Raw genomic sequence first — 12,731 nt, 5'->3', positions numbered from 1 at the left:
GTCGGCCATTAATGGGGCAGCGGAGCCAGTTGCTTGTTGCGGCGGAACTTCGCCTGCAGCCGGTCGAAGTAAAGGTAGACCACCGGGGTGGTGTACAGCGTCAGCAGCTGGCTCATCACCAGGCCGCCGGCGATGGTGATGCCGAGCGGCTGGCGCAGCTCCGCGCCGTCGCCGCTGGTCAGCACCAACGGCAGCGCGCCGAACAACGCCGCCAGCGTGGTCATCATGATCGGCCGGAAACGCAGCAGGCTGGCCTGGAAAATCGCCTCGCGGGCGCTGATGCCGCCGTTGCGCTGCGCTTCGAGCGCGAAGTCGACCATCATGATGGCGTTTTTCTTCACGATGCCGATCAACAGCATGATGCCGATCAGCGCGATCAGGCTGAACGGCGCGCCGAACAGCTCGAGCGCCAGCAGCGCCCCCACGCCGGCGGAAGGCAGCGTGGAAAGGATGGTCAGAGGATGGATATAGCTCTCATACAGCACGCCGAGCACGATATACACCGTGGCGATCGCCGCCAGGATCAGGATCAACTGCGACTTCAGGGTGTCCTGGAACACCTGGGCGGTGCCGGCGAAAGCGCCGCGCACCGTGGACGGCACGCCGAGCTGAGTCATGGTGCGCTCTATTGCCGCGGTGGCGTCCGACAGGCTGCCGCCGTCCGGCAGGTTAAAGGAGACGGTCGAGGCGGCGGACAGCCCCTGATGGTTGACCGACAGCGGCGCGTTGGCCGGCCGCCAACTGGCGAAGTAGGAGAGCGGTATCGCTTTGCCTTCGTTGTTGATGATGAACATTTTGTCCAGCGAGCTCACGTCCTGGGTGTAGGGCGGCGCCACTTCCATCACGACTTTGTATTGGTTGAGCGGTTGGTAGATGGTCGAAATCTGTCGCTGGCCGAAGGCGTTGTTCAACAGGTTGTTGGCGTCGGACACCGAAATGCCGAGGCGCGCCATGGTTTCGCGATCGTAGACCAGATCCATCTCCGAGCCTTTATCCTGCTGATCCGAGTTGACGTCCGCCAGCTCGGGCAATGCGGCCAGCGCGGTGCGGATCTTCGGCTCCCATTCGCGCAGCGCGGCGAGATCGTCCGCCAGCAACGTATATTGGTAGCTGGCGTTGGCCTGCCGGCCGCCGACGCGGATATCCTGCACCGCCATTAAAAACAGGCTGGCGCCCGGTTCTTTGGCCAGGCGGGCGCGCAGGCGGGCGATCACTTTCTGCGCGTCGTCGCTGCGTACCGACAGGGGTTTCAGTGAGATGAACATCGAACCGCTGTTGGTGCGCGAACCGCCGGTAAAACCGGTGACGTTTTCCACGTCCGGATCTTCGCGCACGATTTTCATGAAGTCTTCCAGTTTGCCGCGCATTGCCTGGAACGAAATGCTTTGGTCGGCCTGAATAAAGCCCATCAGACGCCCGGTATCCTGTTCCGGGAAGAAGGTTTTCGGGATGCTGATATACAGCCAGACGTTGAGCGCAACGGTGGCGAGGAACACCGCCAGCACCCAGCGCGAGTGGCCGAGCACCCAGTTCAGCGAGCGCCCGTAGCCCTGCTGCAGCGCCAGCAGCATTTTGCCGAAGCCGCGTGCCCGCCGCTGCGAACGCGGCGGCTGGTGGCGCAACAGGTAGGCGCACATCATCGGCGTGAGCGTCAGCGAGACGATCAGCGACAGCCCGATCGACACCGACAGGGTGACGGCGAACTCGCGGAATAGCCGGCCGGGCAGGCCTTCCATCAGCAGCAGCGGGATAAACACCGCCACCAGCGAAACGCTCATCGACAGCACGGTGAAACCGACCTCCCGCGCGCCCAGCAGCGCGGCGTTGATCGGTTTCATGCCGGCCTCGACGTGGCGGGAAATGTTTTCCAGCACTACGATGGCGTCGTCCACCACAAAGCCGGTGGCGATGGTCAGCGCCATCAGCGACAGGTTGTTGAGGCTGAACCCGCACAGATACATGGCGGCGAACGAGCCGATCAGCGACACCGGTACGGCGACCGCCGGGATCAGCGTGGCGCGCCCGGAGCGCAGGAAGATGAACACCACCAGGATCACCAGCCCGATGGCGATCGCCAGCGACTGTTCCACCTCGGCCAGCGACGCGCGGATGGTCGGCGAACGATCCTGCGCGACGTTGAGTTGAATCGAGGCCGGGATATTCTCCTGCAGGGCGGGCAGCTCGGCGCGAATGCGATCGACGGTTTCGATGATGTTGGCGTCCGGCGCGCGGCTGATGGCCAGAATGATCGCCGGTTTGGCGTCGGTCATCCCGGCGTTGCGCACGTCTTGCACCGAGTCTTTGACCTCGGCCACGTCGGCTAAACGCACCGCCGAGCCGTTGTTGTAATGAATGATCAGCGGACGATAAGCATCGGCGGTTTTCAGCGCGTCGTTGGCCTGGATCTGCCAGCGCTGCTGCGGGTTTTCCACGGCGCCCTGAGGGCGGCGCACGTTGGCGTTGGCGATGGCCTGCCGTACGGTGTCCAACGACACGCCCTGATTGAACAGCGCCGAAGGGTTCAGCTCCACCCGCACCGCCGGCAGCGAGCTGCCGCCGACGGAAACGTCGCCGACGCCCTCGGTCTGGCTGATCTTCTGCGCCAGCTGGGTGGAGGCGAAATCGTAAAGCTGCCCCTGGCTGTAGGTGTCCGAGGTCAGCGTCAGGATCATGATCGGCGCGTCGGAAGGGTTGACCTTGCGGTAGCTGGGGCGGCTCGGCATGCCGGTCGGCAGCAGGCTTTGCGCGGCGTTAATCGCCGCCTGCACGTCGCGCGCGGCGCCGTTGATGTCGCGATCGAGATCGAACTGCAAAATGACTCGGGTACTGCCGAGCGAGCTCATCGACGTCATTTCGTTAACCCCGGCGATGCGGCCCAGCGCGCGTTCCAGCGGCGTCGCCACCGAAGACGCCATGGTTTCCGGCGAGGCGCCCGGCAGCGACGCGCTGATCGAAATCACCGGAAAATCCACCTGCGGCAGTGGCGACACCGGCAGCAGGCGAAAGCCGATCGCGCCGCTGATGGCGATGGCCAGCGTCAGCAGGGTGGTGGCCACCGGCCGGTGAATGAACAGGGCGAAGAATCTCACGGCAACTCCTGCGTATCCGGCTGGCGATGCGTGTTGCGCGCCAGTTTGTCAAACAGCAGGTAGATCACCGGCGTGGTGAACAGCGTCAGGATCTGGCTCATGATCAAACCGCCGACCATACAGACGCCGAGCGGATGCCGCAGCTCCGCGCCGACGCCGGTGCTCAGCATCAGCGGCAGCGCGCCGAGCAGGGCCGCCAGCGTGGTCATCAGGATCGGCCGGAAACGCAGCAGGCAGGCCTGATAGATGGCGTCGCGCGGCGATAAGCCCTGCTCGCGTTCCGCCGCCAGCGCGAAGTCGATCATCATGATGGCGTTCTTCTTCACGATGCCGATCAGCAGGATGATGCCGATGATGGCGATCACGTCCAGCTCGCTGCCGGCCATCATCAGCGCGAGCAGCGCGCCGACCCCGGCGGTCGGCAGGGTGGAGAGGATGGTGACCGGATGAATGAAGCTTTCATACAGCACGCCCAGCACGATGTACATCGCCACCACCGCCGCCAAAATCAGCCACAGCGTGCTGCCGAGCGCCGCCTGGAAGGCCAGGGTCGCCCCCTGGAATTGGGTGGTGATGTCCCTTGGCATGTTGAGATTTTTTTCCGCCAGGGTGACCGCATCCACCGCCTCGCCGAGCGAGTAGCCGTCGGCGACGTTGAACGAAACGGTGGCCGACGGGAACTGGTCGAGATGGTTGACCGACAGCGGGCCGAAGCGCTCTTCGATTTTGGCGATGGCGCTCAGCGGCACCACGGCGCCGTCGTTGCCGCTCAGACGGATCTCATTGAGCGCCGCCAACCCCGGTGTCGCGCTGACGTCGTGCTCCAGCACCACGCGGTATTGGTTGGCCTGGGTGTAGATGGTGGAGATCAGGCGCTGGCCGAACGCGTTGTACAGCGCATTGTCCACGTCGCTCATGGTGACGCCGAGGCGGGAGGCCGAATCGCGATCGACGTTAACGTAGGCCACCAGCCCCTGATCCTGCCAGTCGCTGGTGACGTCCGCCAGCTGTGGGGTTTGTTTCAGCTCATCCATCAGCTGCGGCACCCACAGGCTGAGATCGTCCAGCGACATCGCCTGCAGGGTGAACTGGTACTGGGTGCGGCTGACCTGGGTATCGATGGTCAGATCCTGCACCGGTTGCAGGTACAGCTTCACGCCGGGAAACTGCGCCGTTTGCTGCTGCAGGCGGCTGATGATCGCCGGAATGCGGTCGCTGCGTTCGCTCAGCGGCTTCAGGTTGATCTGCAGCCGGCCGCTGTTGAGTGTGGCGTTGCTGCCGTCGACGCCGACGAACGAGGTCAGGCTTTCCACCGCCGGATCCTTGAGGATCTGCGCCGCGACCTGCTGCTGGCGCTCGGCCATGTTGCTGAACGAGACGCTCTGCGGCGCTTCCAGCGTGCCCTGAATGATGCCGTTGTCCTGCACCGGGAAGAAACCTTTTGGGATCAGCAGATACAGCAATACCGTCAGCGCCAGGGTGCCCACGGCCACGCCGAGCGTCAGCCAGGGATGGTTAAGCACCGTTTTCAGCCACTGGCCGTATCGCGCGATCACCCGCTCGAAAAAGCGTTCGGAGGCGGCGGAAAAACGGTTCTGCTTGCGCAGCGATTCGTGGCTGAGCATGCGCGCGCACATCATCGGCGTCAGCGTCAGCGACACCACGGCGGAGATCAAAATCGCCACCGCCAGCGTGACGGCGAACTCGCGGAACAGGCGGCCGACGATGTCGCCCATGAACAGCAGCGGGATCAGCACCGCCACCAGCGAGAAGGTCAGCGAGATGATGGTGAAGCCGATCTCGCCGGCCCCTTTCAGCGCGGCGTCGAGCGGTTTTTCCCCTTTCTCGATGTAGCGCGAGATGTTCTCGATCACCACGATGGCGTCGTCCACCACGAAGCCGGTGGCGATGGTCAGCGCCATCAGCGTCAGGTTGTTGATGGAGAAGCCGAGGAAGTACATGGCGGCGAAGGTGCCCACCAGCGACAGTGGCACCGCCACGCTGGGGATAATGGTCGCCGGCACGTTGCGCAGGAACACGTAGATCACCATCACCACCAGCGCGACTGCCAGCAGCAGCTCGAACTGCACGTCGCTGACCGAGGCGCGGATGGTGGTGGTGCGATCGGTCAGCACCTTGACGTCGACCGACTTGGGCAGGCTTTTAATCAGCGTCGGCAGCATTTCGCGGATGCTGTCGGCGGTGGTGATGACGTTGACGCCGGGCTGGCGTTGGATGTTCAGCACGATCGCCTGCTGCTGGTTGGCCCAGGCCGCCAGCCGGGTGTTTTCCGCCCCTTGTTCGATGGTGGCGATATCCTGCAGGCGGATCGCCGCGCCGTTCTGATAGGCGACGATCAACTGGCGATAGTCATCGGCAGATTTCATTTGGTCGTTGGCGGACAGGGTGACCGATCGGGTCGGGCCGTCAAGGCTGCCTTTCGCCGAGTTGACGTTGGCGTTGCTGATGGCGGCGCGGATGGTTTCACTGTCCAGGCCATAGGCGGCGACCGCCGCGGCGTTCAATTTTACGCGCACCGCCGGGCGTTGGCCGCCGGCCAGGGTCACCAGGCCGACGCCGGTCACCTGAGAAATTTTTTGCGCCACGCGGGTTTCCACCATGTCTTCCACCTGCGTCATCGGCATGGCGGTGGAGGTCACGGCCAGCGTCAGGATCGGCGGATCGGCGGGGTTAACCTTGCTGTAGATCGGCGGGTAGGGCAGATCGTTCGGCAGCAGGTTGGTGGCGGCGTTGATCGCCGCCTGCACTTCCTGCTCCGCGACGTCGAGCGGCAGCGCCAGCTGGAACTGCAGCGTCACCACCGAGGCGCCGCCGGCGCTTTGCGACGCCATTTGCTTCAGGCCGGACATCTGGCCGAACTGGCGTTCCAGCGGCGCGGTAATGGCGGAGGTCACCACGTCCGGGCTGGCGCCGGGGTATAGCGTCACCACCTGGATGGTGGGGTAATCCACCTCCGGCAGGGCGGACACCGGCAGCGCGCGATAGCCGATAATCCCCGCCAGCAATATCGCCACCATCAGCAGAGTGGTGGCGACCGGGCGCAGAATAAACAGGCGGGACGGACCGCCGCCGGCGTTGGGAGGCATCACCTGCATCAGGACTTCCTCTGAACGTCAGGTTCGCGCTTGGCGTTGGCCGCCGCCGGCGCTTCGCTCGGCGCGAGCACTTCCACCTGCATGCCTTCGGTCAGGCGATCGATGCCGTCGGTCACCACCCGATCGCCGGCGTTGAGGCCGGCGCTGATCACCACCTGCCGGCTGTCCTGCACGCCGGCGGTGACCCGATGTTTGCTGACCTTGTTGTCTTCGCCGAGCGTCCAGACGAAGTTGCCCTCGTTGCCCATCTGCAGCGCGGCGGTCGGGATCACCACCGCGTCGTGCAGGGTATCCACCTGCAGCCGCGCGTTGACGAACTGGTTGGGGAACAGCGCGTCATCTTCGTTGGCGAAACGCGCTTTCAGCTTGATGGTGCCGGTGGCGGTATCAATTTGGTTGTCCAGGCTCAGCAGCGAACCGGTCGTCAGCTTGTTCTGGTTGGTGCGATCCCAGGCTTCGACGCTCACCGGCCCGGCTTTTTGCGCCTTGAGCAGATCGGCGATGTTGCCTTCAGGCAGCGTGAACACTACGTCGATCGGGTGCGTCTGCGTGATCACCACCAGACCGGTGGCGCTGCCGCTGGTGACATAGTTGCCGACGTCGACCAGTTTCAGGCCGACGCGGCCGTCGATTGGCGCAGTGATGCGGCTGTAGGTGATCTGCAGTTTGGCGCTGTCGACCGCGCCCTGATCGGCCTTGATCGCGCCTTCGGTCTGCTGCACCAGCGAGGCCTGCGTATCCAGCTCCTGACGGGAAACCAGATTGGTTTTCACCAACTGCTGATAGCGCGCCAGATCGCGCCGGGCGTTGGCCAGCGTGGCCTGATCTTTTGCCAACTGCCCCTGAGCCTGGGTCAGCTGCACCTGGAACGGCCGGGGATCGATCTCCGCCAGCAGATCGCCGGCTTTGACCTGCTGGCCTTCGGTAAAGTGGATCGCCATCAGTTGGCCATCGACCCGGCTGGTGACGGTCACGGTATTGGCGGCGGTGGCGGTGCCCAAGCCGGAAAGATAGCGCGGCACGGTTTGTTGCGTGGCTGTCGCCGCCTGCACCGGCGACATCGGCGCGCCGCGTCTTCCGCCCGCCGCGCGGCCCGCTCCCGTTTTACCGGCGGCCTGGTGCGCGCCCGGCGTCGTCCCGGCGGTCGGTTGAACGGCGCTGAAATGGCGCCAGGCCAGAACGGCGACGATGATCGCAATCGCCGCAGCCAGCAGGCGCAGCAGCAGGGAACGACGTTGGGGTTTTGCATTCATGGTGGTGAAAATTCTCTCCAAAAGGCAGGGGCGCGTGCACTCATTGCCACAAAAATGACACTCCTTACAGGATACTAGTTTAGCCAGCGAAGACGGCATAAAAATGAAGGAAATATGGAGGAACCGTCAGCATTGTCTTAATAAGTGGGTGATTTGCGCGTGCTATGTTTATAAGTGATTTATTCCGGCTTATAGCCAATACGTTTTAACGATTTTCTGCATTTGGCGCTAATAATTAACAGGCAAATCATTTAACCCATGGAGCCTTTGTGATGAGCAAGAAACAACTGGGCCGTTCGGGCATTCAGGTGCCGGCGTTGACCTTTGGCGGCAACGTGTTCGGCTGGACGGCGGATCAAGCGACCTCGTTCAGCCTGCTGGATGCGCTGGTGGACAATCAGCTCAACTTTATCGATACCGCCGATGTCTATTCCAGCTGGGCGCCGGGCAACCGGGGCGGCGAATCGGAAACCGTCATCGGCGAATGGCTGAAGAAGAGCGGCAAGCGCGACCAGGTGATCATCGCCACCAAGGTGGGCAAACCGATGGGCGAAGGCAAACAGGGGCTGTCGCCGCGCTATATTCAGCAGGCGGTGGAAGATTCGCTGCGCCGTCTGCAAACCGATTATATCGATCTCTACCAGTCGCACGACGATGACCGCGATACGCCGCTGGAAGAGACGCTGGCGGCGTTCGATGCGCTGATCAAAGCCGGCAAGGTGCGGGCGATCGGCGCCTCCAACTATCAGGCGGATCGCCTGGAAGAAGCGCTGCGGGTGAGCGAGAACAACGGATTGGCGCGCTACGAAACCCTGCAGCCGGAGTACAATCTGTATGCGCGCGAAGGGTATGAAGCCGAGCTGGAAGGCGTGGCGCAGCGCCACGGGCTCGGGGTGATCAATTTCTTCGCGCTGGCCAGTGGTTTTCTGACCGGCAAATACCGCAGCAAAGCGGACGAGGGCAAAAGCCAGCGCGGCGATCGCATCGTCGAACGCTACCTGAACCCGCGCGGTTTCCGCATTCTGGCGGCGCTGGATCAGGTGGCGGGCAAACACGGCAGCTCCCCGGCGCAGGTCTCGCTGGCCTGGCTGATTGCGCGCCCGAGCATCACCGCGCCGATCGTCAGCGCCACCTCGTTGCCGCAGTTGGATGAGTTGGTCAGCGCCACCCGCCTGACGCTGGATGCGGACGACATTCAGACGCTGAACCACGCCAGCGCTGAGTAAGAGTCGCCGGCGATTTTGCTCTATGCTGAAGGGGTCAATATGACTTATTCAGGAAACTGCAATGTCTGGCGATATCATCAACGACCTCGCGGCGCTGGAACAGCTTTACGGCAAACCCGCCGCGCCCTCGGTTTTTAAAGAAGTCAGCTATATCCACCCGGCGTACCGTCCGTTTATCGAGGCGGCGCCGTTTGCCGCCCTCTCGACCGTCGGGCCGGACGGCATGGATGTCTCCCCGCGCGGCGATCCGGCCGGTTTTATCCAGATCGAAGACGAGAAAACCCTGCTGCTGCCGGACCGGCGCGGCAATAATCGCATCGATAGCCTGCGCAATATCCTGCACGATAACCGGGTGGCGCTGCTGTTGCTGATCCCCGGCATCGGCGAAACGCTGCGGATTAACGGGCGGGCGGAGATCGTGGTGGCGCCGGCGGTGCTGCAGCGCTTCGCCCACCGCAACCAGTTGCCGCGTTCGGTGCTGCGCATTCGGGTGGAGGCGGTGTTCTTCCAGTGCAGCCGGGCGATCTTGCGTTCGGGATTGTGGGAAGAGGGCAGCCGCCTCGAACGTTCGGCGCTGCCCAGCCCCGGCCATATTTTGGCCGCGGTGAGCCAAACGCGCTTCGACGGTGAGGAGTACGACAGCGCGCTGCCGCAGCGGCTGAAGGATACGCTGTATTAATCGCCGTGGCGTTCGCGCCACGTTTGCCGGTTCAGCCGGTACAAGACGTGCTGTTGCAGCGGATGGCCCGCCGGCAGACGCGGGTGCAGGAAGGTTTCGCCGTCGAAGCGCATGCCGATGCGCGTCATCACCCGGCGCGACGGCTGGTTATCTTCGGCGGTGAAGGACACCACTTCCGGCAAGTGCAGCGTGTCGAAGGCGCACGCCAGCGCGGCGCGCGCCGCCTCTGCGGCGTAGCCGTTGCCCCAGTGGGCCGCCGCCAGCCGCCAGCCAATCTCCACGCAGGGGGCGCAAGGCAGGTCGTCGCCCGGCCGCGCCAGCCCGACAAAACCGATAAAGGGCGCGCCGCCTTTCACTTCCACCGCCCACAGCCCCCAGCCGTGTTGTTGCATGAAGGCGCGGATGCGTTTGGCCTGCGCGCGGCTTCCCTCGGCCGTCATCGGCGCCGGGAAATAGCGCATCACCTGCGGATCGGCGTTGAGCGCGGCAAAGGCCGGCAGATCGTCATCACGCCAGGGGCGCAGCCGCAGCCTGGCGCTGTCGAGGGTAAGGATGGTCGACATGATGCATAGCCTCCAATGAACAAGGGCGCGGCGAGCCGCGCCCGTGGGCTGTCAACGGAACAGCGTTTGCGCCCAGCGCGCCAGCCCGGCGGTGACCGAGCCGAAGTCGTTGCCGCCGACGATCGGAATGCCTGGCAGCTGCTGTTGCAGCGCGGCGCGCAGCAGGGGTGAGCGCGCGCTGCCGCCGGTCAGGTAGATCACCTGCGGCGCGGTCTGGCTGCTGGCCAGCGCGGCGCTGACCTGCTCCTGAATGCGCATCAACGGCTGCGAGATGGCGTCGGCGAGCTGAGCCTGGCTGATGTTCTCCGCCAGATCGGCCTGCACGAAATTGAGCGGCGCGCTAATGGCCGTTTGGCCGGACAGGGCGATCTTACTCTCTTCGGCCGCCCGCACCAATCGGTAGCTCAGGCGCTGCTGGTACACTTTCAGCAGGCGCTTGACCTTTTCCGGCTCCGCCGCGTCGAGGATCAGATCGCGCAGCACGCGGCCGTTGGCGGCGCTGTAGAAATCGTTTTGCGCCGGCACGTCGTTGGTCGCCACCGCATTCCAGTAAGGCAGCGCCGGCAGGGCGATGCCTTTCGCAGTTTCGCCGCCCAGGCCGAACAGCGGCATCAGCTGTTTGAAGGCCAGCATGATGTCCAGATCGTTACCGCCGACCCGGCAGCCGCTGTGGCCCAGCAGGCTCTGCTGGCGATCGGCGCGGTCGCGCCACTGTGGCCCCATCAGCAGCACCGAGCAGTCGGTGGTGCCGCCGCCGATGTCCACCACCAGCACGGTTTGCTCTTCGCTCAGCGTCGCTTCGAAGTCCAGCCCCGCCGCCACCGGCTCGAACTGGAATTCAATGTCCTTGAAACCGGCGCGTTCGGCGGCGCGCTGCAAAATGCCCTGCGCCTGCCGGTTGGCTTCGTCGCCGCCGATGCCCTGGAAGTTGATCGGCCGGCCGATCACCGCCTGATCGATGCCGGTCTGCAGTACGTTTTCCGCCTGGCGTTTGATGTGGAACATCATGGCGCACACCAGGTCTTCGAACAGCGCGATCTGCTGCGGTTTCAGGCCATTGGCCCCGAGGAAGGACTTCGGCGAGCGCACGAAGTACACCTCTTCCGGATCTTCCATGTAGTGCGCCAGCGCCTGCAGGCCGAACAGCACGCTGTCGCCGTTGACCGGAATGTCTTCTTCGCGGTTGTAACTGATGGCCCGGCGCAGCAGCTGCTGGTTTTCTTCGCTGCCGGTCGGGATCTGCCAATGGCGGTGCAGGCATTCGCTCACCGCTTCGCGGGTCGGCGCGCACAGCATCGAAGGCAGATAGGGCGCGTTGTTTTCCAGCGTCAACAGCTCGGGGCCGTGGTCGCGCATCACTGCAACGGAACAGTTGGCTGTCCCGTAGTCGAATCCAATAAACATCTCTTTTTTGTCCCCATGCCAATGAAGGGGGGCGACTTTACCCGAGACGGGGCCGGCGGGCAATGCGCCAATGCGCGAGTGTCGAAAAATTTAGCGTGCGCGAACTTTCTCAGTGTGAATAACGCTCAAGCCGCAGCAATGGCACAGTCGGCTATGAAAATGGCGTGCTTCGCCCATCAAGACGCACGCCATTTCTTTATACTCAACAGGTATTCCGAGCGGGGAATGCCTTTCCCTATGACTCTGCGATGAGGATTCCATGACGCGCAACTCTACCTTTCTCATGAATATCGGCTGGCGAACCCTGCTGAAAGATCTGGGACTCCAGCCGACGGATGTTTTACGCCGGGCTGCATTGCCTGAAGATCTGTTGTCACGCACCGCGGAAGGGATCACAACGGAAGAATATTTCCGCTTCTGGCGCGCGATGGAGGAAGGAACGGGCGACCCGTTGTTTCCGTTGAAAATCGTTGCGCTGATGTCAACGGAATCGTTTGACCCTCCGATATTCGCCGCCCTGTGCAGCGCCAATCTGGCGCAAGCTGTCCAGCGGTTAGCGAAATACAAGCAACTTACGGCGCCGATGAGCCTGGAGCTCGCCATCGGCCCTGAAGGCGAAATGACGATTTCACCCCGCTGGCTGTTGGCGGAGGAGGCAGTACCGGCGTCTTTGCTGGTGGCTGAGCTGGCATTTTATGTTCGGCTGGCGCAGCTTGCCACGCGCGAACCGGTAAAAGCGCGCCGTATCACCTTGCCTGAACTGCCGCCTGCAGCCCTTTCGCGCCCCTTGGCAGCCTTCTTCGGCTGCGCGGTAACGCCTGGGGCAGGGCCGGGCATTACTTTCTCCTCCGCAGATGCCTTGCGTCCCTTTTTGACAGTGAATGAGGGCATGTGGCGCGTTTTCGAACCCGAGCTGCGTCGTCGCCTCAGTGAACTGGGCGCCACGGCAACCACCGGAGAGCGCGTTTGTGCGGTGCTGCTGGAGTTGATTCCCAGCAATACCGCCGGCATCGATGCGGTGGCGGCAAGATTGGGCATGAGCCGCCGGACGCTGCAGCGGCGTCTGGAAGATGAGGGCGAGAGTTTTCGTTCGCTGAGCAATGGCACCCGGGAAAAATTGGCGCGCCACTATCTTAAGCATTCGACCCTTACCAGCGGAGAGATTGCCTTTTTGCTCGGTTTTGAAGAGCCGAACTCTTTCTTCCGCGCCTTTCACGAATGGACAGGGCAAACGCCGGAAGCGGCTCGCCAGGCGATGCGGCTGAATTAGCCGAGAGGCGCTGTTCACGTTGGCGCATTCTGCGAGTTGATTGGCGCGGTTCGACATGGTTGCGGCAGGGCCCGTCGCTTAAAGTGGACAACATACAGACTGCGCAGGCAGTCGCCAACGCAATCATCCTA

At 63.3% G+C, this 12,731-nt stretch carries 8 protein-coding genes; 3 read left to right on the top strand and 5 right to left on the bottom strand.

Going from position 1 to position 12,731, the window contains the following annotated elements; all coding sequences use genetic code 11:
- Window positions 1-8 precede the first annotated feature (8 nt).
- The 3 genes from mdtC to J0F90_RS18075 are packed head-to-tail and all read right to left on the bottom strand — an operon-like array spanning window position 9 to window position 7,458.
- Complete coding sequence (gene mdtC, locus J0F90_RS18085; protein ID WP_033639651.1) at window positions 9-3,089, bottom strand: multidrug efflux RND transporter permease subunit MdtC; 3,081 nt, start codon at window positions 3,087-3,089, stop codon at window positions 9-11.
- Window positions 3,086-6,205: an MdtB/MuxB family multidrug efflux RND transporter permease subunit gene (locus J0F90_RS18080; RefSeq protein WP_033639652.1), complete on the bottom strand. Its 3,120-nt coding sequence runs from the start codon at window positions 6,203-6,205 to the stop codon at window positions 3,086-3,088. The genes mdtC and J0F90_RS18080 overlap by 4 nt, the downstream gene beginning before the upstream one ends.
- Complete coding sequence (locus J0F90_RS18075) at window positions 6,205-7,458, bottom strand: MdtA/MuxA family multidrug efflux RND transporter periplasmic adaptor subunit (protein ID WP_033639653.1); 1,254 nt, start codon at window positions 7,456-7,458, stop codon at window positions 6,205-6,207. The genes J0F90_RS18080 and J0F90_RS18075 overlap by 1 nt, the downstream gene beginning before the upstream one ends.
- A 272-nt stretch (window positions 7,459-7,730) precedes the next feature.
- On the opposite strand from J0F90_RS18075, the gene J0F90_RS18070 reads away from it, so the two are divergent.
- Both J0F90_RS18070 and J0F90_RS18065 read left to right on the top strand, forming a co-directional pair.
- Complete coding sequence (locus J0F90_RS18070) at window positions 7,731-8,684, top strand: aldo/keto reductase (RefSeq protein ID WP_033632388.1); 954 nt, start codon at window positions 7,731-7,733, stop codon at window positions 8,682-8,684.
- A 61-nt stretch (window positions 8,685-8,745) separates the two neighbouring features.
- A complete protein-coding gene (locus J0F90_RS18065) occupies window positions 8,746-9,363 on the top strand; it encodes a pyridoxamine 5'-phosphate oxidase family protein (protein WP_016926711.1) in 618 nt (205 codons plus the stop codon).
- On the opposite strand, the gene J0F90_RS18060 is transcribed toward J0F90_RS18065, so the two are convergent.
- Both J0F90_RS18060 and yegD read right to left on the bottom strand, forming a co-directional pair.
- The gene (locus J0F90_RS18060) at window positions 9,360-9,926 is read right to left on the bottom strand and encodes a GNAT family N-acetyltransferase (protein ID WP_033639654.1); all 567 of its coding nucleotides are present in this window, start codon (window positions 9,924-9,926) and stop codon (window positions 9,360-9,362) included. The two genes, J0F90_RS18065 and J0F90_RS18060, sit on opposite strands and share 4 nt — an antisense overlap.
- A 51-nt stretch (window positions 9,927-9,977) precedes the next feature.
- Window positions 9,978-11,330: a molecular chaperone gene (gene yegD, locus J0F90_RS18055; protein ID WP_033639655.1), complete on the bottom strand. Its 1,353-nt coding sequence runs from the start codon at window positions 11,328-11,330 to the stop codon at window positions 9,978-9,980.
- A gap of 259 nt (window positions 11,331-11,589) precedes the next feature.
- On the opposite strand from yegD, the gene J0F90_RS18050 reads away from it, so the two are divergent.
- Complete coding sequence (locus J0F90_RS18050) at window positions 11,590-12,600, top strand: AraC family transcriptional regulator (protein WP_033639656.1); 1,011 nt, start codon at window positions 11,590-11,592, stop codon at window positions 12,598-12,600.
- Window positions 12,601-12,731: the final 131 nt, after the last annotated feature.

Origin of the sequence: Serratia marcescens subsp. marcescens ATCC 13880, from assembly GCF_017299535.1 — a bacterium.
In the GTDB taxonomy this organism is placed as follows: domain Bacteria; phylum Pseudomonadota; class Gammaproteobacteria; order Enterobacterales; family Enterobacteriaceae; genus Serratia; species Serratia marcescens.
This window is presented reverse-complemented; position numbering and strand designations above follow the sequence as displayed.